At 46.8% G+C, this 23421-nt stretch carries 26 protein-coding genes; all 26 read right to left on the reverse strand.

Features of this window, described 5'->3' with window-relative positions:
- Positions 1 to 488: 488 nt before the first annotated feature.
- The 26 genes from NST37_RS22665 to NST37_RS22790 all read right to left on the reverse strand — a co-directional run bounded on the left by NST37_RS22665 (position 489) and on the right by NST37_RS22790 (position 23411).
- Positions 489 to 926: a YaaR family protein gene (locus tag NST37_RS22665; protein ID WP_003388307.1), complete on the reverse strand. Its 438-nt coding sequence runs from the start codon at positions 924 to 926 to the stop codon at positions 489 to 491.
- A 43-nt stretch (positions 927 to 969) separates the two neighbouring features.
- On the reverse strand, positions 970 to 1272 hold the full coding sequence (locus NST37_RS22670) for an EscU/YscU/HrcU family type III secretion system export apparatus switch protein (protein WP_003388308.1): 303 nt from the start codon (positions 1270 to 1272) through the stop codon (positions 970 to 972).
- Positions 1269 to 3419, reverse strand: coding sequence for a hypothetical protein (locus NST37_RS22675; protein WP_339185871.1), 2151 nt, complete (start codon positions 3417 to 3419; stop codon positions 1269 to 1271). Before NST37_RS22675 ends, NST37_RS22670 begins: the two co-directional genes overlap by 4 nt.
- Before the next feature lie 211 nt (positions 3420 to 3630).
- Entirely contained in the window at positions 3631 to 4575 is a 945-nt protein-coding gene (locus tag NST37_RS22680) for a DUF2920 family protein (protein ID WP_339185873.1), read from the reverse strand.
- Between the two features lie 194 nt (positions 4576 to 4769).
- Entirely contained in the window at positions 4770 to 5129 is a 360-nt protein-coding gene (locus NST37_RS22685; protein WP_003388311.1) for a flagellar protein FliT, read from the reverse strand.
- 11 nt (positions 5130 to 5140) lie between these two features.
- Entirely contained in the window at positions 5141 to 5518 is a 378-nt protein-coding gene (gene fliS / locus NST37_RS22690; protein WP_031932642.1) for a flagellar export chaperone FliS, read from the reverse strand.
- A 15-nt stretch (positions 5519 to 5533) separates the two neighbouring features.
- Entirely contained in the window at positions 5534 to 7072 is a 1539-nt protein-coding gene (fliD, locus tag NST37_RS22695) for a flagellar filament capping protein FliD (protein WP_003388313.1), read from the reverse strand.
- Between the two features lie 12 nt (positions 7073 to 7084).
- Complete coding sequence (gene flaG, locus NST37_RS22700; RefSeq protein ID WP_031932643.1) at positions 7085 to 7426, reverse strand: flagellar protein FlaG; 342 nt, start codon at positions 7424 to 7426, stop codon at positions 7085 to 7087.
- Positions 7427 to 7537: 111 nt separating this feature from the next.
- The gene (locus NST37_RS22705) at positions 7538 to 8287 is read right to left on the reverse strand and encodes an acylneuraminate cytidylyltransferase family protein (RefSeq protein WP_003388315.1); all 750 of its coding nucleotides are present in this window, start codon (positions 8285 to 8287) and stop codon (positions 7538 to 7540) included.
- The gene (gene neuC / locus NST37_RS22710; RefSeq protein ID WP_339185876.1) at positions 8239 to 9372 is read right to left on the reverse strand and encodes a UDP-N-acetylglucosamine 2-epimerase; all 1134 of its coding nucleotides are present in this window, start codon (positions 9370 to 9372) and stop codon (positions 8239 to 8241) included. Before neuC ends, NST37_RS22705 begins: the two co-directional genes overlap by 49 nt.
- Complete coding sequence (locus NST37_RS22715) at positions 9365 to 10399, reverse strand: N-acetylneuraminate synthase family protein (RefSeq protein ID WP_003388319.1); 1035 nt, start codon at positions 10397 to 10399, stop codon at positions 9365 to 9367. Before NST37_RS22715 ends, neuC begins: the two co-directional genes overlap by 8 nt.
- A gap of 27 nt (positions 10400 to 10426) precedes the next feature.
- A complete protein-coding gene (locus tag NST37_RS22720) occupies positions 10427 to 12298 on the reverse strand; it encodes a 6-hydroxymethylpterin diphosphokinase MptE-like protein (protein WP_339185877.1) in 1872 nt (623 codons plus the stop codon).
- Positions 12285 to 12890 carry a hypothetical protein gene (locus NST37_RS22725; RefSeq protein WP_003388322.1) on the reverse strand — a complete coding sequence of 202 codons (606 nt, stop codon included), beginning with the start codon at positions 12888 to 12890 and terminating at the stop codon, positions 12285 to 12287. The genes NST37_RS22720 and NST37_RS22725 overlap by 14 nt, the downstream gene beginning before the upstream one ends.
- Before the next feature lie 132 nt (positions 12891 to 13022).
- Positions 13023 to 13847, reverse strand: a complete 825-nt coding sequence (locus NST37_RS22730) for a flagellin (protein WP_339185880.1) — start codon at positions 13845 to 13847, stop codon at positions 13023 to 13025.
- A gap of 181 nt (positions 13848 to 14028) precedes the next feature.
- Positions 14029 to 14274 (reverse strand): carbon storage regulator CsrA, encoded by a 246-nt coding sequence (gene csrA / locus NST37_RS22735; RefSeq protein WP_003388324.1) that lies wholly within the window; start codon positions 14272 to 14274, stop codon positions 14029 to 14031.
- Between the two features lie 11 nt (positions 14275 to 14285).
- The gene (locus NST37_RS22740) at positions 14286 to 14699 is read right to left on the reverse strand and encodes a flagellar assembly protein FliW (protein WP_024984131.1); all 414 of its coding nucleotides are present in this window, start codon (positions 14697 to 14699) and stop codon (positions 14286 to 14288) included.
- A gap of 13 nt (positions 14700 to 14712) precedes the next feature.
- Complete coding sequence (locus NST37_RS22745) at positions 14713 to 15288, reverse strand: DUF6470 family protein (protein WP_024984132.1); 576 nt, start codon at positions 15286 to 15288, stop codon at positions 14713 to 14715.
- 24 nt (positions 15289 to 15312) lie between these two features.
- The gene (flgL, locus tag NST37_RS22750) at positions 15313 to 16215 is read right to left on the reverse strand and encodes a flagellar hook-associated protein FlgL (RefSeq protein WP_003388327.1); all 903 of its coding nucleotides are present in this window, start codon (positions 16213 to 16215) and stop codon (positions 15313 to 15315) included.
- A 33-nt stretch (positions 16216 to 16248) separates the two neighbouring features.
- Complete coding sequence (flgK, locus tag NST37_RS22755; protein ID WP_003388328.1) at positions 16249 to 17724, reverse strand: flagellar hook-associated protein FlgK; 1476 nt, start codon at positions 17722 to 17724, stop codon at positions 16249 to 16251.
- A 26-nt stretch (positions 17725 to 17750) separates the two neighbouring features.
- On the reverse strand, positions 17751 to 18254 hold the full coding sequence (locus NST37_RS22760; RefSeq protein ID WP_003388329.1) for a flagellar protein FlgN: 504 nt from the start codon (positions 18252 to 18254) through the stop codon (positions 17751 to 17753).
- A gap of 33 nt (positions 18255 to 18287) precedes the next feature.
- A complete protein-coding gene (flgM, locus tag NST37_RS22765) occupies positions 18288 to 18563 on the reverse strand; it encodes a flagellar biosynthesis anti-sigma factor FlgM (RefSeq protein ID WP_327955759.1) in 276 nt (91 codons plus the stop codon).
- 163 nt (positions 18564 to 18726) lie between these two features.
- Entirely contained in the window at positions 18727 to 19155 is a 429-nt protein-coding gene (locus NST37_RS22770) for a TIGR03826 family flagellar region protein (RefSeq protein WP_003388331.1), read from the reverse strand.
- 131 nt (positions 19156 to 19286) lie between these two features.
- Positions 19287 to 20135 carry a ComF family protein gene (locus NST37_RS22775; protein ID WP_031932647.1) on the reverse strand — a complete coding sequence of 283 codons (849 nt, stop codon included), beginning with the start codon at positions 20133 to 20135 and terminating at the stop codon, positions 19287 to 19289.
- Positions 20132 to 22105: a helicase-related protein gene (locus NST37_RS22780; protein ID WP_339185883.1), complete on the reverse strand. Its 1974-nt coding sequence runs from the start codon at positions 22103 to 22105 to the stop codon at positions 20132 to 20134. Before NST37_RS22780 ends, NST37_RS22775 begins: the two co-directional genes overlap by 4 nt.
- A gap of 134 nt (positions 22106 to 22239) precedes the next feature.
- Positions 22240 to 22614: a glycosyltransferase family 2 protein gene (locus NST37_RS22785; RefSeq protein ID WP_141334254.1), complete on the reverse strand. Its 375-nt coding sequence runs from the start codon at positions 22612 to 22614 to the stop codon at positions 22240 to 22242.
- An 89-nt stretch (positions 22615 to 22703) separates the two neighbouring features.
- The gene (locus NST37_RS22790; protein WP_003388337.1) at positions 22704 to 23411 is read right to left on the reverse strand and encodes a response regulator transcription factor; all 708 of its coding nucleotides are present in this window, start codon (positions 23409 to 23411) and stop codon (positions 22704 to 22706) included.
- Positions 23412 to 23421 lie beyond the last annotated feature (10 nt).

The following is a 23421-nucleotide window of genomic DNA, read 5'->3' on the forward strand; positions in this document are numbered from 1 at the left end:
TTTCTCACGGTATAGGTGCGGTTGCAGCGGTGCATGGCCGTTGTTGAACCATATGCGGTTTTTCTTTTTATTCAATAGTGAATACAAGCGCAGACAAAAATGAAATGAGCTTTTACTTTCCGAGTCTTGCTGTTATTCAATTTGTAATGGAGTTATGCTGTTTTGAATAAGCTGTCTGGACGACAAGTTGGAGAAGCCAGATAACAGATTGTATACGGTTGAGCCGACGATATACAAAAAACCAACCCTACTTTTGGCAAGCGAGGTTGGTTTTTAGGCTACTGGTTCTCCATATCCGTTTTTGTCGCTTTCGTTTCCCTGGTGCATCCAGCCACATGCTGCTTTCTTCTCGCCGTCCCCAGCTTGGACCCCCGACTCGCGGATCGCTTTTCACTGCATGCAGAAATGTACGTTTCCTTGAGCGGATCACGAGTAACTCCCTGCTGAGGATAACCTGCCAGATCCCGCTTCTCTACCTGTGAAAGACATTACGCATACGTGTTTATCAGCAATCCTTTGATTTCTCCTACCCGTTCCAGAATTCGCAAACCGGGCTCCTGACTTTTCAAGACGGAATCGGTCAGTTCAAGCAGCTTCTTGTCAACTTCCTTGACAATCTTGAAAATACGGGACCGTCCTCTCCGGTTGTAGCCTTGCTGCTCCTCGAGGCTCAGTCCGTTTTTCACCGCGTCGTCAAGAAAGCTCTTTACCAGTGACTTAAATTTCCGAAGATCTCCTACCGTACGTGTATCGGCAAGGATTTTTCCCTGCTCTTCAATCTCTGATATCATTTTTTGAAGACGTTCCGTATTCAGTTGTTGCCGGCCCTTGTTCATCAGTTCCGAAAAAGCCACGCGATCCGCTGGTACATCCTGCTTGGACTTTCGTTGTTCAACGGATATTTGCCCGATCTTGTTTACTTCCATTTATATCCGTACCTTTCTGTCAGCATCTGGTCTGTCTCGCCCATTATCGCCCATTGTATCTTTCCATTTCCTCGATGAGCAAAAGGATTTCGGCCACTACCGAATACAGTTGGGGCGGTATATTTTCCCCCAGATCGATATCAATCAGATTCTTTACAAGCAAAGAATCTTCCTGGAGAGGGATGTCGTTGTCTTTGGCCATAGAGATGATCTTTTCAGCCAGGTGGCCTCTTCCCTGCGCGATGACGGCAGGAACGAAATCGTTTTCCTGATCATAGCGGATAACTGCTGCCATGGGACCATTTATAGCTTGTCTCTGCTTTTGATTGAAAGACTTGCGGATCATATCTTCAGATCAAACCCTTTCGCGGCTGGGTTAGGCTCATTTGGTCGCATCGTATTTGCAGCGGTATTTTGTCCTGCCGGTACTTGCTCTTCTTTTTTCTGCTCGGTAAACTTGGCAAATGACACACCTACTACATTGTAACCGATCTGGGCCAAATTTTCCTTGCATCCGGCTATGATAGAATCCAAACGCTCCCGGATTTGCGGCTGGTCATTTTTAATCGCAATGGACAGATTGCGCTCCACCGCTGTAATGTGAATCCCTGTCGGCCCCAGTTTTTTTGTCTCGATTAAAAAATACAGACTGCAGTTTTCCCAATCGACTTTTTGCCCCTCATTTTTTGACTGAACGTAGAGCTTTACATTTTCGAGTCCGTTTTGGAGCAAAAGCGGCAACTGCATAAACATGCTTTGGGGCTGGTTGCCCGCATCCGGCTTGCTCAGCAGCTGCTGGCCCGTTATACTTTGCAGCGCTTGCTCTACCGCTTGACCGCCACTGACAGAGGTCGTGCCTTTTTCGCCCGCTTTGGCAAGCTGCAGAAGCGCATGCTTCAGGTTCTTGTGAAGATTCTCCTGAGCGTGCCCCTGGCCCTGGCCCCGTTCGCCCGGATGACGCTCTGTAAACGACTGCGCCAGCTCGCTTTCATAATTCAATCCGAGCGAACGGACAAATTCGAACGTATTGCGGGCAGAGGGCGGATGATTCTGAAAGTGCTGAACCGTCTCTGCAATCTGGCTAAACAGACGGGAAGCATGCGGGACTTTTTCTGCAAAGATGCTTTGGCCAGTCGCAAAGTGCTGGATTCGTACATCGGACGGCTTCCAGTTTAGTGCGTCCAGCTTTGCTTGGACTCCTTTTAACACTGCTGCCGCCTGGCTGTTTTCCCCTTTCGCCAAGAACCTTCTGGCTTCGGCCAATTCACTGCTTGCCTTTATTAGCTGCTTTTCTGTCTCCATGTCCGTCAGCATCATCATTTCGCTTTTCAAAATCGCTTTGTCAAGCGCATCGATGGTTGATTCCAACAAAGGCTTTACCCCGGCTAAAATGTTCCCTTTATTGGTTTCCGCAACTTTCAGCATGTTGTCGATGTTTCTGACTATCTCCCTTTTTACGCTTTGGAAGTTGGCAGCGGCCTGACTCAGCTTTTGCGTAATTTCCGTGACGACCAAATCCTTTGTCGTCAGAAATGAGGCCATGTGCATCTCAGCTTGATCATCGTAAGCAATTCCGGCAGAAGGAGCGGGATTGCCTGTTTCCTCTGGCGATGCAGCATGTCCGGACATGTGGTTTTGCACCTGATCAAGCCCTTTTTCAAGCGTTCCGGCTGCCACTTGGTTTTTCTGCAAAAGATCGAACAGGCGATCGCCAAACTTTGCAAGCAACTGATCCAAAGACATCTCTTGATTCAACGCTGCCTTCATCTGGGCAAGAAGTTCCGCGGGGCTTGCTGCGAAAGAGGCATTTCCCGGCAGTCCCACCTTCAAGACACTGTCCGCATCACCTAGCTGGGCAAGTGCGTTCATGAGCAGCAGCCGGGCTTCCTGCTCTCTTCCCGACTGATGAAGTTGAACCGCTTCATACAGGACTTTCCCGAGCTTCTCGCCCATTTCGGCCGTTCCCTTCGGACTGCCAGCCATTTGCTCGCGTATCCTTTGCACAGTCTTGTCGAAGTCCGATTTTTTTTCACGAAAAGAGCTTTCTTGAAATTCCATCTCGGTATCCGTACTTCCAGCACCCTTTTGAACAAGCTCATTCAGAGCCCCGGTCACGGACTTTCCGTGCAGCGCTTCGTGGACAGCCTTCAGCTGCCCAAGCGACACATCCAGCTTTTTATCAGCCAAGGCTTGGACTGTTTCCAGCTTTTGATCCAGACTTCCCGGAGCTTTCCCCATGAATTCCTTTAAATCCTGGGCTGCCTGCTTGTTCAGTGAGATTCCGCCATCAAGCAGAATCTTTGCAGACTGCTTCATTTCCGGTGTAGGATCGGTTCCAAGGCCGCGCAAGACGCTGGATACGTCAGGCTGCCCTCCGGCTATAGCAGGCCGGTTCGCCAATGTCCTCCCTTGGGATTCACCTTTATTTTCCTGTATCTGAACACCACTATTGGGCTGAATTTGGTTGGCAGAGGCGGGGTAGTTTACTCTCATTGTTCATCTCTCCCTCGGGATCGCACGAAGCTTTCTCTCTTTTGTTATCGTCAGAATGCGAGAGGGAGTTTACAAAACCATGAAAATAGGGCGTTTAGTGTTTCAACCTCGACCGCGTTTGGTAAATAACAAAGGACAGCTTTCACAGACGCCTCCATCGTGAAACTGCCCTCCTTTCTTAGCTCCGTTACTCAGATATGTCCTTTGCCTTTTATTTTGAAAATATGTTTAAGACTGGTACAAATCCACTATAGTCAAAAACATAACTATATAGTTTTGTGTCTAATCGATGATCTTTCAATGTAATAGCATTCTTGTAATTAAAGCTAATGCTGAAATTGGATAAGAGGTAATCGAAAAGCAATAAAAAGTCTGCATTAAGACCATGAAAGGTAGATTTGAAGATATGATTATCAATTTTATCTTCCGTTATCTCATGTAAAAAACAATTATTTAGCGAGGAACAAAAGCTCCTCTTTTCTTTCAAGGATACTAAACTATCTCTTTCTCCATGAAACGAATGAATCATACAATTGTTTTTAAAATCTTTATATAGCGATGATAAATTCAGTATTTCAAAATCTTTTATTATAGACTTTGCATAGTAATCAAATAAAATCATCTTTCCGTTCATGTTCAAGACTCTGTTTGCCTTTAAATAAGCAGGAAATATCCATGCTGAATTATCAACAATTAAAGAAAACAAGTTAGGTGCAAAAACATTACATAAATACGCTAAATATGCACCGTGCGAATGTCCGTAAGCGATTATTTTACTATTATTAAAGGTGTATTTATTATCCTTGATGATTTCAGAAACAATGATTACCGCAGTTATGTTGTCAAGAGCTTGCATTATCCCCATATCATTAAAATTTTTGGATGTTTCCTCCAAATTCTCCTGTTGCATAAACTCCCAGCCAAAATAGTCACATTGTATCGTAACGACATTATATTTATCAGAAAAAACAGAACGCATTTTTTTGTAGACTCTCGAATTCGCATTTGCCCCAAATCCTGGAATGAACAGGAAAAGTCCTGTTTCATTATTAATTCCTTTGTCCGGCTCAGAAAAATATATATTCAACTTTCTCGGTGAGAAGTCATTGTATATATTTGGATGTGCATCAATTGTGATTTCATAGTCCTTTGACATTATGATTCTCCTTAAATAAAGGTAAATTAGAGGTGTACGTAAAGATTGTCTAAGCGTGAAAAACTCTCTGTTCCCACATGCGGAGGTCTCAACATATAACTGCGTTCATAAGTTTCCAATCTGCATTGTTACTATAAAAAACTCTATCTCTCCATAAGCTCACCGTCTCCAGTGATTTAGAAGAGATAGAGTTTTTACTTCTTGGAGTCAAAAAACGCGCCAAAAGCATTCGGTCCAGCATCGTGGTAAGTATTCATTGCTGTTTTACTCCGTTGTATTTCAGTAAGCTTCTTTTGTACCGCTTGCATACGATTTGAAATGATCGGCATGATACGCTGGTTGATGTCATGTATTTGGGCCAATGATATCTTGTTCGCATCTGAGAGTGGGGAACCGGCGGAAATCAACGTATCAATTTTCCTCATCATTTTTTCCCGCTCATCTAAATATAACAACCACTTGTCTGGATCACTATCTGATTGCATGACTTCCTGCTCCAGCTGGATAGTCAGCTGGAGCATTTCCTCCACAATTCCATCCATTTCGAAAACCATGCTACTGCTCCTCATCTTTGCTTCTTCGCCAACAACATAGCTTCTTTCCAGGTGTCCCGGAATTGGACAAAATAATCTTCCACTTCTGTTAAAATAGAAGCATCCTTCCGCATGTTAGCCTCAATCATCCGGTGGAGCATATAGTCATACATTTTTTCAAGTTCCTCGGAAATGGGATAGTCTTTGTTTAAAGTGGACAGTAGCTCGTACAAGATGTTTTGCACTTTCAAACAATTTTCATGTGCTTTTACGACATTCTTTTCATCTATGGCACTTTTTGCTTGCTTAATAAACTTGATCGCCCCATTGTAAAGCATGAGCGTCAATTCCCCAGGAGTAGCTGTCGTCACCTGATTGGACTGATAGGTCTGAGCAGCATTATGTAACATCTGCATCTCTCCCTGCTATTGTTGACCAAGCATTTGCGCGAACCAGTTGCCTTGGGACTGGAACTTGGACATCGCTTTTTCCATCGCAGTAAACTGTTTCCAATAGCGATCCTCGATCATTTTTAGGCGGTCTTCCCACATATTGATCTCTTTATTTGTCTCTTTGATTCCACGGCCAATCACGCTGTCATCAACAAGAAAAGTTGAACTGCCTGCTTCATTCGTCACTCTGTCTATTACTTTGGTCAGTTGAGTATAGAGCCGCTCGGCAATACCGCTTTCGTTGAACTTGGTTGCAGGATCGTTGCTTGAACTGTAATTGGTAAACAGCTTTAATACATCTTCCCCATTATTGCTGATCGCTTCACGCAATTTTGTTTCGTTAATGTAAAGCTTCCCGTTCTCTTGGTAAGCATATTTGCCGCTAGGCGGACCACCAATGCCGATCTCAGACAATGTGTCAAATTTTTCATTGACTCCAGCAACCTTCAATGGCGCACTGATGGCGTAACGCATTTGATCCAGGCCCGATTTTAAAATCGGATCACGCAGCAGAATACCGCTCTTGGCCATCGCCTCCAGCTTTTCCGCCGTTTTTTCCGGCAGTTCTTCTTTTTCTTCATCCAGTAATGGCTTGTAGCTTCTGTACTTAGGTTCGGAGATTTTTGCATTGATCTTTTCGATCACTTCATTATATTTGTCCACGAACCCTTTGATTTGGTTAAAGATGGCATCCTCATCCGTTTTTGTATTGACGATGACAGGAGAACCGCCATTGGTTCCCTTAATGGTAAAATCAATGCCGTCAAAAGATACCGTATTTGTGGCCGTTTCCATCCTTACTCCGTTAATGTAAACGATACCCTTTTCTCCATCCGTTCTCAGTGATGAATCTACGCTGCCGCTAATCTTTAATTTTCCGCTTGTTCCATCTGGATCGGCAGTAAAATTTACGGAGAAAAACTTATTGTCTTTGCTGGAATCACTCGGATCAACACCGGTCAGTTCCGCACCGGACTTAGAGGTAAAAACTAACGATCCATTCACGAAGCTCGCTTCAATTAGAGCATGCTTATCCGTACTTTGTGCTGCTAGCTTTTCATTAATACTGGTAATCGAATCATTGACATCGATAGCAATGTCTACCCCGTTAATTGTTAAGGTGCCTTTTGCACCAAGGGCTTGACCCTTGTCAACTACATTATCAAGTTCAATTGATACGCCAGCCGGACTCTCTGCTTTAGCCAACTTTTCAACGTTCACGGAATACGTGGCGAATTGCGGAATACCTGAAATCTTGGTAGACACAAGCCCATCATTTTCGGAAAAAGCGACCTTCTTTTTGAAGTTAGAAGAATACCGCACCGCTTCAACCGATTTTCTCAGTTCGTCAAGCAGCTTGTTCATTTCGCGATAGGTATCGCGCTTCCACTCGTCCGTTTGCTTTTTTCTGATCAACCGATTGACAGGCTCGCGTTGAGCCTTCATCAAATCTTTGATCATTTTCTCTGTGTCTAAACCGGAAGCCATTCCCGTAAATCGAATGGGAGACATGGGCAAATCCTCCTATCTTTTCTCATCTATAAGCAGTCCGATCATCTCATGCATTTTTGCGACCATATCCATTACTTTTTTGGACGGGATTTCTCTGATGACCTCATTGGTCTGGTCATTGATTACTTGAACATAGTATTCGTTTAAGTCTTCGTGAAGCGTAAATTTAATGTGGGAGCTGGTCATTTGCAACCATTTGTTTATACCCGCAATCTCTGATTCAATTTCGCCGATACTTTGATGTTTATCTAGGGACGGTGGCGTCTTTTCTGCAGGCTGAGCAATGGAAGTATTCGTGGTTATGTCAGAATACGACTTCAACTTACCATAGCCATGGATTGAACCGACGTCCATTGACAATCCTCCTTAGGATATTTTCCTATCATAGTTATCGGTTTTTCGAGGAAAAAGCTTTACTTCCCTTTTGCTAAAGCAGAGGATTCACAATTGTTTAAGTTGCATCCGTTATATGCCTTTTGTTGCTTTATTCAAAAGAAGTGCCTCACACAAAAGAAAGTCTCTTTCATGATCTATATCGATACTTGCGTCTGCATCCATATAAAACGGTAGTGCCGGTTCAATATAAAAGGAATTCTGCTCCAAAAAACTGGCGCTTTCCAAAAAATAGATAGCACCATTTTGACGGACGACATGAGGCAGTTGCTGCCTTGGTTTGCTTAAGCTTTGCCTGTCTTTTAACGGGGTCAGCATTCCATTTTCCGCATAAAATGCCTTGTAAGGATGATGTTCGACCTCTGTCACACTGATCGTGCACCGCGACTTTGCTTTAAGGCTGCTCTCAATGCAATCTGTAAGGACCTTCTCGTCGCGCAACGGAGATGTCGGTTGTAGCAGCACAAAAAACTCCGGCAATTCTCCTTTTTTCAAGCAGTCTTCCAGAACGTGCCGAACGACATCTTCTGACGATGCCGTATCGGTTGCAAGCTCAATAGGCCTGTCAATCACTTCAGCTCCGGCTTCCAGACTGAATTGCTTTATTTCCTGGTCTTCTGTGCTTACGATACACCGATCGATCAAGGGACATTGTGCTGCTGCTTCGATCGTGTAGTTTATGAGGGGTTTTCCCAGCAGCTTTCGGATGTTTTTCCGATGTACCCCTTTAGATCCGCCCCGCGCCGGAATAATCGCCAGAATCCTATTTTTGGCTATTTGATCAAAATATCTTGAAACTGTTTTTGCTTCGAAACTCCCCATATACTTCCGTCCTCCAGTACATTCATGAATAATGAAGTACTATTGCCATGGCCAAAATTAAAGCATGGCTCCTTTTTTGTCATACCGGCAACCTTTTTTATTGCGTCCATGATTTCATCATAATCATTGCTTACGTGGTAAATCGTGTTATGGAAGAATCGGTTTTGTTGTCTGCTGCCAATATTGATTGTCGGCAAACCGTACACGGGAGCCTCATGAATGCCTGCACTGGAATTCCCGATAATAAAATCAGCATTTTTTAGCAAAGTTAAAAAGAACTCAAATCGTAGAGAAGGGAAAATTCGAAAACGGTTATTATTCTCCAGTCTTTTGTATTCCGCTAAAATATCATTGCTTCCCCAATCATTATTCGGATAAATGACAACGTAATTGAGGCCGCTGGAGATCAATGCCTTTACTAATTGATTCGCATTTTCTCTTATGCAATCAATTTCGGTAGTTACAGGATGATACAAGACGACACCAAACTTTTCAAAATCGATCTCGTATCGCTTTCGGACCTGCTCAATAGTTGGCAACTGATCAGACAGCATGATATCAATATCAGGGGAACCAATCACAAAAATATTGCTGGTCTTCTCCCCCAACTGTTCCAACCTTACTGCGGCTTGCTTGTTCGCTACAAAATGAATGTGGGATAGTTTGGAAACCGAATGACGTATAGATTCATCAATAGTTCCCGACAATTCTCCCCCTTCGATATGCGCCACCAAAATATTGTTTAGCGAGCCGACAATCGCTCCTGCAAGAGCTTCGATTCGATCTCCATGCACAACAATTAAATCAGGCCGATCCTCATGAATGAATCGTGACAGTCCTCCAATTGTGTTGGCTAATACCAAATCCATGGGCTCCCCATGGATTTGGTTTCTGAACGTATGAATGTTTGTAAAGCCCGCTTTGTATACCTCTTCAACTGTCAGTCCATATCGAGAAAGAGTATGCATGCCGGTAACAAAAATCTCACACTCAAACAAAGGAGATTCGTCAACGGCTCGCATTAACGGCTTTAATTTTCCAAAGTCAGCTCGTGTCCCCGTAAGAAACAATATTTTTTTACCCATTCACATGCGCCCACCGGATTTGTTCATTCTGCTTTATTGGGGATAGCGCTTTTTTGCCAAGAAGGCTGTCGAAATGCTCGGCTTTTATCTCCCCTGTTCCAGGTCTCTTTACCCAGATATTTTCCATTGACAGTTCTTCGCCAGCACGAATATCACGAATCGCCACAACGCAAGCATACGCGAAATCGATTGTCGGCTGTTCTTCCTTAAGTACGTTTTTTCGGCCTCCAAGCGCTTGGAAGATGGCCCTGCTTCCTTCAATTAACTCTTTTAAGTCTGTCGGATCCATTGAGATGGATATGTCAGGACCAGGCCAGCTTTTATCGGAAGTAAAGTGACGTTCAAGAATTCTTGCACCTAAGGCTACTGCACCAAGGCTAGGATAGTTCGACAAAGAGTGATCGGATAATCCGAGAACCGCATCAGGAAAAGCCTGAGCCAGTTCTTCCAATGCTCCCAAGCGTACCTTATCGTAAGGCGTCGGATAAATGCTTGTACAATGCAATAACGCAAAAGGCGTATTATGTTTGCGAAGGATCGCTACAGCCTTCTCTATGCTCTCGAGATTATTCATACCTGTACTTAAAATAACAGGCTTTCCATAGCGCGCAATATGTTCAATCAGAGGGTAATTGTTACACTCCCCTGAACCAATTTTGTATGCTAGAACGCCCAATTCCTCCAATTGTACCGCTGCTGCTCTGGAAAAGGGGGTGCTTAGAAAAATCATGCCTTTCGCTTCTGTGTACTTTTTCAACTCTCGCTCTTCTTCTTTGGTTAAAGCACAACGATTCATAATCTCCCAAATCGACTCTTTTGCGTTTCCCGGTATCACATTATTGGGGATCATCTCGTCATCTACGACGTGCGTTTGAAATTTGACACATTCGCATCCTACTGAAGCAGCATCGTCGATCATTTGTATAGCTTTGTCAAAACTTCCCTCATGATTGATGCCTATTTCCGCGATTACCAAAGGGGGATGTTCTGGGCCAATCTTTCTGTCACCAATTATCAATTCATTCATAGGATCACCCGTTCATATTGGTCGTTGTTATGGAGTTGTGCGCTCCTTTTGAAGCAACAAAGCCTCTTGGTAGGAATTCTTTATCAAAGGTGTTATTGTATTCATGTCTGATTCGCAGTTTTTTAGAAATGATGTAAAATCATTTATTAATTTTCTTGCTTTTGCAAAGTTATCATTTTGAAACCTGATCTCGTCAAACAATTTCAAAATAGCTTCAAACAAAAGCTGATTCATCGGCTGTAATAACAATCGATAAAACTTGTTTTCCTGTAATCTGTCAAACAGCTTGTCAAACTTAACGAAACATTTTCCGACACTTTTGCTATTAAAGGCTTCTATATTTCGTTTCATTTCTGCAAACAAGTTTGTAAACGAATCACACAAGTGGATAAACTTTTCTTGTTCGGATAGCAAATGTTGCGTTTGTTGAATCAAATGCTCTAGATCGTAATCATTTCCAAGGGTAGTTAACCAATCCTTTTCAACGACTTGCTTTTGCAGCCTCTCGTTAATTAATTTCTCAAGAGGTTCATATACCGTCCCTTTAATACGTGCTCCACCCTTGGTCGTATTGATTACCTCCAGATCGGAAAGCTTGGCAATATGAGATTCCATTTCCTCTCTAAAGCTGTTCAACCCCCGGTTCGTGTATACATCGTTGCCTCCTACATCTTTGACAACAATAGCCTGCTCCATATGGGTAGTTGATAGCTCGTTATTAAATGCCATACCTTGGGCATATGTACGGTCTTCTGTATATGCAAAGTTCTGGCCAGCTAATATGATAGGATTGCAGCCAAGCTTGTACAGGAGTTGAAGCGTAATAATGGCAATTGATTTTGCGGGATTAACAAAGTCCACCGGAGTGTCATTCAGTCTTTTTAATACAAAGCTAGAAAAATAATCTCCTCCAACCATGAAATGCATCATCGGCCCGGGGTATTTCTGGACTGTCTCATAACCTACCATACTGCCGTAAAACAGAGGAATATCAGTAATTCCTCTTTCGACTACTTTGGAGAATACAAGGTGGTTAGCCTCTTTTCCATCATAAGTACATGCAGCGTCAGGATAAATCCCGTTTTCAATTAAAGAATTGATGGCTGAACCTACAGAAAAGATATAGGCCAATCCGTTCTCTTTTATATAGCGAAGGTTTTCATATTCCAGGTCCAGAGAAGGTCCTGCCGCAACCAATATCGCCGGCTTCCCTTGAAAACTCTGAGGCTTCTCATTAAGGATATTAGGTGTTTTCAAAGTGGTGGTTAAGTTCACAATACTATTTATTGGTTGGCGTTTCGAAAAAACTACGTTCGCGTATTGGTAGGCGGCATTTGTATACACGACATTTCGAAATTCGGCTACAAATTTCCTCGTTTTTTCTGTAAATATACGTTCGTAACTAGGGAGAATGATCAGCATAACTTTTTCTTTTACCACATCCACAAAGTGGGTTAGGTTTTTAGAAATCGTTTCGGAACTATCCCCAAGGTACATATTCCGTAAAAATTTTGGGTTCCAACTCTCTAGTTTCTTTTCAGCTGTCAACAACCGAAAAAAGTCCATCTCGGGTTCATACACAGAAAAAGGGACGTCAGGGTGTTTCTCTATGAACCACTCAATATGGTACCCCATTCCAACGCCATAAAAAAATACATGTGTATCTTTTTCTATATCCGAGTATTCAGCCATGATTTTTTCTGCTTCGGATACGGGATCGTACCTGCTATGTATATAGTTGATACCCTTCTCCGTTTGAACAGACAGAGTCTCAACTCCTGTTCGAGCTGATTCAACCTTTACTTTTTCCGAAATATCCTGCGCTTCCGCCTCTTTTACCATATCCCAGGCAGCAGCAAATTTATTTTTTAAAAACACAACATTATCAATTAAGATCATGTCTGTCTACCTCAACAGAAGTCATTTTTTGCAATTGATGAGCGATCTCTTGAAATTTAGTCAGGATTTCAAACTGAATAATATCTCCCAACAGAATAAAATCCTGTTGTTCTACAGCTTCTTGCAGCATGCTTGTTTCGTTCGTGAAATCAAAAGTCTTTTCATGAATGAATGAATCTGGAATACTTTCCCTGTGCTCCTCTACGAATATTGCTGTTTGTTGAAACCATTGAATGGCTTCCAACAATTGCCCAAGTTTGTTCCACGTACCAGTATTAGGTGCTTTATAGCATTCCTCAGATAACTCTTGAAGTTCTGGGATTGCACGATCTAGATACTCAGAGGTTGTATCGAAAATATCATGAAGCAATTCCGGAACCGTTACGAATACAGCTTCCGCACATTCAATTGTTGAAAAGTGCTCTTCCAAATAACTTTCCACATTGCTGTATACATTTACACCGTCAATTCTCATATGACTGAGCACGAGATTATCTGATAGGGATATTTCCAACACTTTTCCCATGATCTGCGCAGCTGTTAATTCCTTGTTGTCACAATAGTATTCTTGTCCGGAGATCACTAATCGCATATGCCTTGCCCCCATTTCCGTTCTTATTTAATATATCGACAATCACCTCCAAACTAGTTAGCCACATTTCTTGGAAAGAAAAAAACATGGACTACTGACCAAGCAGTAGTCCATGTTTTTTTAAATTGCTGATTAACGAAGCAGTTGCAATACGCCTTGCGGCAGTTGGTTAGCCTGAGCCAGCATCGCTTGAGAAGCTTGAGTCAGGATGTTGTTCTTCGTGAACTGCATTTGCTCTTTCGCCATATCTACGTCGCGGATACGGGACTCAGCTGCAGTCAGGTTCTCGGAAGTGATGTTCAGGTTGTTGATAGTGTTTTCCAAGCGGTTTTGGTTTGCACCCAGATAGGAACGGGCTTTACTTACATTATTAATTTGAGTTTCGATCGCACCCAATACAGCAGATGCTCCAGATTGGCTGCCGATGTCCCAGCCGCTTACAGCTGTAGCTACAGCACTCAGGTTGAAGCTGGCAACAGTCAGAGTCAGAACTTGACCTGCAGCCTCACCAATTTGCAGCTTGATATCTTTGCCGCTGTTGCCGTTGAGCAAATGAATTCCGTTGAAAGTAGTGTTGTCTTTAATATTTTTGATTTCCTTGGTCAGTTCAGACAGCTCTTCTTGCAGACGAGCGCGGTCAGCATCGTCACCATAGGTACCGTTCGCAGATTGAGTAGCGATTTCTTTAATGCGAACCAGCATGTTGTTTACAGTTTGCAGAGCGCCCTCAGCAGTTTGGATCAGGGAGATACCGTCTTGGGAGTTGCGGGAAGCTTGCTCCATACCACGGATTTGTGCACGCATACGCTCGGAGATGGAAAGACCAGCAGCGTCGTCAGCAGCGCGGTTGATGCGGTAGCCGGAAGACAGCTTCTCAACGTTTTTCGCCAAAGAGCCAGTGTTTACGCCCAGTTGACGGTGAGTGTTCATTGCAGAAATATTGTGGTTGATAATCATTTCTGTTTCCTCCTTGATTTTCGGCAGTCACGTCCCTGTGACTGCTGCAAGTAATTGGGAACCATCGCAATCGCGCGCTTGCGACCTTTTCCCTACATTTTTATTATCGGAATAGGGTCGTAGGACCTTTAGTGTTTTTTCTACTTTTTTCTTCGGAAAAACAAAAAAAGTGACGATCATTTTATTGATCATCACCCGGTTGTGTTTTCCTGAGTACTTCTTTCATCTTGGCCCAGTCCGTTTGGTGCTGGGTGGCCAGTCTGTTTTCTTCCTGGATTGCCTCGTAAATCTCCTTGCGGTATACCTCGACGTTGCGTGGGGCCTCAATCCCTATGCGGACTGTATCGCCCTCTACGGCGATCACTTTGATTTCAATGGTGTCGCCAATCATGATCGATTCATTTTTTTTGCGGGATAAAACGAGCATGGGCTCACCACCTATTCTGTCACGGCCGCTCTGGGTTCTAGCAACGGCTGGCGAATGGAATAACGGTCATCTTGCAAAATCACCTGTCTTGCCATGCGTTTTCCCAGATTGACGACGATCGGAGCCTTCAGGTTGGCCGTTACCTGATTTTCTCTAACGGTAATAATGACAAATACTCCGATTGGTGTATCCTCTTCGATGCTGAGCGCCGTTTTCGCTGCTTCCGTCAGGGAAAACTCATACTCCGGAAAAAAGACGAAGGGATTGACTACCCAAAATCCGACTTCTTCTTCTTCGGCAGATTGAATCAAAAAAAACGGACTTTCCTCCTCCTGCTTCAGCAGGAAAAACTGCAGATCGCCAAACCCTGGTATTCCATCCTCAAAAAACAGTTTGCCCAATTCCACCTGTTGGTTTGCATTCATAATCGTCCCTCGCTTATACGCTTCGATCAACAAAAATGCCTACCGCTTCCATCTGGAGGCTTGGCCATTTCAAGATATAAGGCTCTACTTTTCCGGGCGTATACGTATGGACCGGCGGCTTCAGGACCGGATCCATCCTCATCCCGTTTCGCTTTACATCGATCACGACCGGTTTCTTTTCAAACTGTACGTGCACACCCTCATCCAGGGAAGCAGCCGGAGGTGTGTAGCCGTCTCTCAGCAAAATTCCTCTGTCCAAAGCCAGATCGGCAATGGGGTTTCCCCCGGATTCGATCCGCATCATCGTATCGCCTTCGTAGCTGATTTGGCCGATCGCTTCCAGGAGCTTTGACCTTCCGTAGGAAGCGATGTTGTCGCTAAATTCCATGCTTGTCATGATGCCGATGTTGCTGCGGGCCTGACTCGCATCGAGAGACATCTCCATTCGGCCTTGCTGGATTGTGAGAACTGCGGGCTCTTGGCGCAAATTCATCTCGGCGCGAGGCTGTTCAATTTCCTGAACAGGCTTTCGTATGTTCAATCCAAGCTGGACGAAGGTGCTCTGCATCCGTATGTACGGCAACTGCATCCTTCCAACCTCCCTTCACTCAGGTCAACGCAGGAAGTCCAACAATGTCGGCTGGATGATCCGTGCACCAGCCCCCAAGGCAGATCGGTGTACGCCTTCCTGTGTTTTCAGGTTGGTGATGACCTCGGCGATGTCTGCATCCTCGTTTTTGGACATTAATTCTTTAATGTTAACTTCCTGTACGTTCAGGCGCTCTCCAATCAATTCGATGCGATTGACACGCGCTCCGAGTGTTGCTCGTTCCGCCAGCAGATTGTCGTATTGCTGGGAGATTTCGTCCTGGAATTGGGCTGCTGACCTTCCATTGTTCAACTCTTCGATTATATTGTCCAATACTTTAAACATGTTCCCCGCATTATCCGGATAATTGAATATCTTTTGGGCATTGATATTGGCAGCAGCAAATACATTCTGACTTAATTCGAGAAGCACTTCCGAGCTGTTTTTGTTGATAAAATCCCCTTTTCCGCCATTTGCATTTTCATCGTACGGGGCTTTGTCTGTTTCGGTACCGGCAAAGATGTACTTGCCGTTGATCGTTTGGTTTGCAAGCGTCCCCAGATGCTTTTTCAGCTCCGCTATTTCCGCTCCCATGGTCTTCAAATCATCCGGCGAAGTGGCTCCGTTCCCTGAATACACAAGCAGCTCGCTGACACGCTTCATGACGTTTCCCACTTCATCCAGCGTCTTGTCAGTCAAATCCATCCAGGACATTGCCTCACTGGCATTGCGCTTATACTGATCATTTTCCATTTGGGAAGAACGATAGAACATTCCCCTGGTCGCCACTACAGGGTCATCGGATGGGAGGTTGATCTTCCTTCCGGATGCAAGCTGTTGCTGCATCTTGTCCATATTCAGCATCGATTTATGCAAATTGCGGAGCATGTTGCTGTTCAGCATGTTTTGCGTGACACGCAAGGCCATGTTCATTCCCTCATTTCAATTAAGCTGTAAAAATCACAAGCCCACTCGACCCATACCGTTGATCACTTTATCCAAAATCTCATCCATGCTTGTCATGACACGTGCGGAAGCGGTGTAAGCGTGCTGGTATTTCACCAATTCGGCCATTTCATCGTCGATGGATACTCCGGATACGGATTGGCGCTGGTTGTCAATCGTTCCCACAATCATCTCCGCATTTTGTTGATTCCGCACCGCCTCTTGGGCGTCGATGCCCAACTGGCCGATTGTATAACGGTAATAGTCGTCTAAAGAAGAGCTTTCCTTCAAATCATTGGGTCCTGGACCGGGTTGGAGCACCTTGAACTTGATTGCCGCGATTGCGAGAGCGTTTTTGTTGTTTCCGGCTGCATTTCCGCCGGTTTCCGGCTGTGCGGCTGCAATCGCATCCAGGCTCGCCAGGATCGCCGGATTAATGGTGATCGTCCCCGCCCCTTTTGGATAGTCCTTTCCTCCTGCCGGAGTGGATGCATCTACAAAAAACGGCAAGTCTTGCGGTCCCCCGTTTTTCATATCGTTTAAACTGACGCCTGTTCGATGGACATCGTTAATTTCTTTGGTCAGGTTGATCGCCAGTACGTCCAAACGGTGCATGAGATTGGGAACGATTTGATTCCGGGACTCGTACACGCCAGCCATATACCCTGTCGTTGGCACAAATACGCCGCCCTCCAGCGTCATATCGAGCATCCCGTCGGCATTCTGTTGTGTCGCTACCGGCAGGGACTGGATGCCGTTCACGAAGTTTCGGTTCTCGATCGTAACGTTTACCATCCCGTTGGCAGCCGGCGTCACTTTCACTTCGACCAGCTTGGACAGCTTGTCGAGCAGAACATCCCGTTGGTCGTAAAGGTCATTCGGCGTATAGCCATGCGGTACGATATCTCCGATTTGCCGGTTCAGACTGGCAATCTGCTGTCCGAGGGAGTTGATCTCCATAGCCTTAACGCCTACCACGTTATTAAGATCCCTCTGCACTTCCTCCAGATGCTTATACAGACTGTTAAACGTATCGGCAACCGCCTTCGACCGCTCCCTGACGACAGCTCGTGCCGACGTGTTGGTCGGGTCTTTGGCAAGATCCTGCCATGCCTGCCACATCTGGTCCATTACCTTTTGAAGTCCGGTATCGGATGGCTCGTTCATAATGCCTTCCAGCTTTTCCAACGTTTCCAGGCGGCCGTCCCAGTAGCCTTGACGCTTGTGCTCATTTCTGAATTGCGCATCAAGAAAATCTTCCCGCAATCGTTGCAAGCTTACGACATTAACCCCTGTTCCCAGCAGGCCGGGTTCGATCGTTGCCATCATGCCAGGGTACGGCAGCCCCGTTGTCGCCTGCATATTGGCTCTCTGACGCGTATATCCTTCCGTATTCGCGTTTGAGATGTTGTGTCCCGTCGTATTCAGGGCAGATTGCTGCGCGAACAATCCGCGCTTGCTTACTTCTATTCCGTGAAAGGTAGAGCGCATATCGGCACCTCTTTACTTTATTTTCCTCATGCCTTTTTGTTAAAAAACGTCCGTGCATGGTTTCGATACCCATCCGCCCTTGCTGTTCTGCCGTAGATAAAGTCATCCTCCGGCGAGTCCGTAAGCAGATCCAGGGTCATAGTTACAAATGAAAGAGACTGCTCGAGCAGCTGCTGATTCAATTCGTTCGCTTTTCGCAGTTCGGAAACAATCCGCGTCAACTCATCCCGAGCCTTCATCAAGCGGGCCTTCTCTTCCGGGCTGGTCGTCAGCTTGATCAATTCCGCCAGGGTGCCGTTGTCGCGGTGAATGCCTTGCTCGGCAAACATTTGGGCAACGAGAGATTGGCGCGTGTCCTCGGCCGCACTCACGGCTTTGATCAGCTTTTTCTCCTGAGTGGTAATGGCCAGCAGCTGATCCACGTCGCCTTTGATTAAGACTTCCTTTTTTTGCACCGCCAACGTCTGCAACGCCTTATGCAGCTCGATCAAGTTGTCGAGCAGCTCGTAGAGGTTGCTCCATTTCGCCATGCTGCTCCCTCCACTCCGTTGATCTCCTCAGCCCTACAGCTTGCGCCAGAAGGAGAGGAACTTCTCTGCGATCTTGTCGCTTGGGACCTTGTACGTTCCCTCTTCCACCTGCTTCTTCAGGTTGTTTATCTTTTCTCTCCGTTCAGGAGACTGGGGGGCTTCCACCTGTTTCAACATTTCCAGCGCTTCATTCGAGATGTTGACCTCGTCCTTGCCCATCGGGATACGCCCGTTTTTGGCCGCCGGAGCCTTTCCCGTGTTGTTGTATGCATTGATCATGCCTGTGCGATTAGGTTCGTTAATTCGCATCTATTACCCATCCTCTCAAACCGAAAAAACTTGGCAATCCATTCGTCTCCGCATCGCTGCCGTTTCATCTATAGGGAGAACGAAAAAAAGAAAACCGACGATACTGTCTCTTAGTAGTATCATCGGCAATTTCCCTTTGGTCGATTAGGTTTTTTCGCGAAAACTATTCGCCAGGTTTCGCCCTTCTTCGATAAGCGGCCTGTGCGAGTTTCTCCCGTCTTTCCTCTTCCAATCTGCGGTCTACTTCACTTTGCTGGGTAATATCGTGCTGCAGACTGCGAACACAAGAATCGCAGAGGTTTCCACTGCGGATCAAGAACCCGCAGCTTTCGCAAGGATAGCCAAGATTGGGGCTTCCCTCGATGGAGATGCGCCCTTCTTTGATAAATTTGGTAATCTGTTTGACACTGACACCTGTTGCCTCGCTTACCTGATGAATGTTGGCTCCCCGATTTTCTCGTTTCCGCAAAAACCTGGCACACTCTTCGTATTCCTTTTCCACTGCCTGATAGCATTTGGGACAAATATCACGGACAGTCTGTACAAACAGGGCATCGCAGCGCGAACAGTTGGAAAGTTTGCCCAGAGACATAAAGACAACTCCTTTAACCGATCCGAGTCTCATTCGTGATAAAAACTGGATGTACTACCATCATATCGAAAAATGGCGAATGTACAAGAAGAAACGCTGATTGTTCCAAAAAGGACAAATACATTACAGGGTTATCGAAAGCAGGTAAGAGCAGACACCTGACAGGTATGACCCAGCGCTTCCCGAATCGCTGCAGCACACGCTCGCAATGTGGAACCAGTCGTATAAATATCGTCAACAATCAAGACTTCGCGAACCTGTTTTCTGATGATTCCACCGATTTGGCTGCCTGTATACATACAGGTAAAGGCCCCTCGCATATTCTCCTCCCGCTCTCTCTTGCCGCGCTGCTGACTGAGCTTGGCCGTCTGCTTTGATCGTTTGAGCAGGGGAATGTACGGTATCCCAATCCGTTTTGAAAGTCCATCCGCTACCAGCTCCATCTGATTGAACCCTCTATCAGACAGCCTGCTTTCATGCAGAGGCACTTCCGACAGGCAGGAGAATCCCGCTGAATGATAGCTGCGATAGTATTCAATGGCCAGCAAGGCGCTAAAGAAAGCAGCCATCCGCTCGTCTCCGCGGTATTTAAAGCGACTGAGCATTGCCTTTCCACACTCGTCATAGGGCAGCAGCCCTCTGTTTCGCAGAAGAGAATTCCCTTTCTCCTGAACAGCCAGGCAATCCTTGCACACCCTCCTCTCCTGCTGACTGAAGTCAGCTCCTATTGGGGACTGATACATCTTTTCCCCGTTTCTCACCTGATTAACCATATCCCGACCGCAACACTCACAGATGAGAGTGCCAATCACTTGCCATTCTGCCAGACAACTGCTGCACAACGGCAGACTGTCGACCAGCCGATAGATCCGGGGGTATGTGGCTGGCCGTGACAGAGCGCGACTCCATCGCCCGACGAGCTCTTCACGGCGTCGTCCCGAAACGATTCCACCGCAGCTTACACAGGCGGCCCCGCTCATGACTGTCCTCCTGTCTGCTGCATACTGGCAGCAAGCTGGTTCATCCGATTGATCTGCCGAATCGCCGCTCGGGAAGCGGATGTCCGGTATTCTTCGATAAAAAGCACTGTACCGCTTGGCGCGTCGCTAGACCTGCCCACTCGACCCGCAATTTGCACGAGTGATGCCTCATCAAAGACAGGAGCTTCCGTACCGACGACAATGACATCGCTGCGTGGAATGGTCACCCCTCGTTCCAGAATCGTCGTCGTTACCATTACCAGCAATTGCTTGGCCCGAAAGAGGCGAACCTTCTCCTCTCTCTCCGGATCTGCTGCATGGACTCCTGCCATCGCTTGGCTGTATCCCGGCAGTCTCCGTTGCAAATAACCGAGAACAACGGGCACCTGGTCGACTCGCGGGACAAACACAAAGACCTGGCGTCCGCCATCCAGCGACGCAGCCAGCGTCTCTAGCAAAGGCCGAACGGAGCGGCCGGCTGACAGATGTTTATGCAATCCCCTGACCGTACAAACGAGTGGGACGGGCAGCGGCGAGCCATGATACCTGCCCGGCAAAAGAACATGCGTCCGGGAATGCATATGCGATTGAGCTCGCTTGGGCACCAAGCGCTTTTGCAGGTAGCGCGGAGGTGTCGCGCTCAAGTACAAAATCTTGCCGCCGGGCTGCACCGCTCGCGATACGACGCGGTACAAGACCGGATTATTGTGGTAGGGGAAGGCGTCCACTTCGTCAAGCACAACGAGCGGGAATCGATGATAAAACCGCATGACTTGATGGGTGGTCGCTATCGTAATGTCGCTGTCCTCCCATTTTTCTGTACTGGAACCGTGGACGGCAATCACCCGGGCATTTGGAAAGACTTTCGCGATCCGTGGAGCCAGCTCGAGCACCACATCTTTTCGCGGAGTAGCAATCAATACCTGTCCACCAGCTCGCAAGGTCTCAGCCACTGACGGAAACAGCAGCTCCGTCTTGCCCGCTCCGCATACGGCCCAGAGCAAGAACTCGCCGAGGCCCGGCCTGTCCGAGGCAACGAACTGGCGCGCTTTTTCCGCAGCCATCTTTTGCATCGGCGAGTAGGTGCCTTGCCAGTCGAGAAGAGCTGCTCTCCGTTCATAGCTTGTGCCCGCCATTCGCTCTCCGGTGAAACCACGATTTACCGTCCGCTCACAGAGTTTTCCGGGACTTACAGCTTCATAAGCTTGGCTTGCCTTTTGCCTCGGGACACAGAAATACGGTGTGCAGCATTTGCTTCGCCCCATATCCAGACACTCTGTACAGTAGGCACACCCCTGTCTGCATGAATGGCAGCGCGTCAGCACGATCGTTTGCTCCGATCCGCACCTCGCACACGTGAACAGCATGCGATGTCGCAGCCAGCTCCTCCTTATTCTCCACTCAATTCCCGGCCTCCGCTCTGCTTTTCCCGAGAGAATCATCCACTGAAAGCAGCACTCCAGCGACCTTGGTGCCCATCCCTTTTTGTTTAAAAGAACACCGACCTCGTCCCACAAAAGAGCGCGCCCGCTCATCCATGCAAGCAGCCGTTCGGATTCGCGTTTCAGTTCATCGGTGTCTTCCAAAGTATCTTTGCTTGAAGGCGACAAAGGAAGCGTGTCTGCTTGTTCTCCGCTCCCCCCCACACTTTCAAGCGATAACCATTCCTTTTCAATCGGAGTCATGCCTGCTGCCTGCTTGCCGTATAATACAGTAGCCTCTCTCACGTGAGCGGAGGCGAGAGCGCGATAGCTGTCCACGCTTTTTTCCGTAAACGCATGATCTCCAAGCGCATTGTTCAATTCTCCGCGCAGGGAAAAAGCGAGAGCCAGTGACTTGCTTTTGCCGATCACATACAGCTGTGCCCCCTCCCTTTCCCGCCAAAATGCCTGATCTACCTGAAAGCACGGCGTGATATGGGCTTGCGCCGCTCCCCCCGACACTTTGATGTAGAGCAAGTATTCCCGCATAGACTCAACCCCCGCCGATTGTTGTTATGGACAGTTTGCAAAAAGACTGCAGGGGATGCAAAGAAATCTCTACGGAAATCCCATTGGAACTCTCATAGAAAAGCAAGAGCCCTCTGAAAACGCAAAAAAGCGCGCTATTGCGCGCGCTCCTGTTCGCCCTTCTGGCGAAGATCTATGGTCATGACGGGCTCGCCGAACGCGCCTTCCCGATCTTCCCTGCACGGGTAGTCTGTCCGTTCCAACACCGTCATGATCCGGATGGTATCGTCAACCGATCCATCATCTTGATACGAAATGCAAATAGGGGTTCCTCGCAAATACGAGTGGAATTGAAGCTTCCTGACAGCTTGCTCCACCACATCCCCCGAATTGAACAGCAGCAATCGATAGTGCTCGTAAGTCGGAGGGACATCTTTTGTCGTCCGCCTGATCCAGAAATTCGCCAATCCCACAAGTAAAGAGGAGCACCCATATGCCGCCAGCAACCACACGACCAGCTCTTCCATCACGGTCATACCTCCTCTTACGATCAAGGTATGCGGGATAGCTTGGACACGGTGCTGCCAAACGGCAAATCACAAGCAGAAAAGAAGCTGCTCTACAGTTTTACCCAGCCATTCTTGATGGAAATAACTACAGCTTGCGTACGGTCCTGCACGCTCAGCTTTTGCAAAATGCTGCTGACGTGGTTTTTCACCGTCTTTTCACTAATAAACAGGAACTCCCCGATCGCACGGTTGCTCTTCCCTTCCGCCATCAGCTGGAGAACCTCGCGTTCACGGCGGGTGAGCGACTCAATTACCTTCGGATCGATTGGTTCCGCATCATCCACGGCTATACCGCGATCATTCGTTCCTTCCTGCTCGCTCAACCGGCGGAATTCCTCGATCAGCTTGCCGGTTACCTTTGGATGTATGTATGCTCCACCCGAAGCGACGACACGCACCGCTTCGACGAGATCGTTCGTGCCCATTTCTTTCAGCAAGTAGCCTGACGCCCCCGAGCGAAGCGTACGATATACGTATCCTTCATCGTCGTGGATCGACAGCATGATGACGCGAGTGCCGGGACTTACGGAAATAACTTGTTCCGCAGCGGAAACACCGCTCACATTTGGCATGTTGATGTCCATCAGGACTACGTCGGGCTTGTGGTCCTCGGCCAGACGGAAAGCTTCTTCTCCGTCAGCGCCCTCTCCCACGACTTGAAAGTCCTTTTCCATTTCCAAAATACGCTTGACACCCTCACGGAACAGTTGGTGATCATCCACAATAACGATGCGAATTTCTTGCTGTACCTTCTCCATATTTCATCCT

Source organism: Brevibacillus sp. FSL K6-6036 (assembly GCF_037964015.1).
Taxonomy (GTDB): domain Bacteria; phylum Bacillota; class Bacilli; order Brevibacillales; family Brevibacillaceae; genus Brevibacillus; species Brevibacillus borstelensis.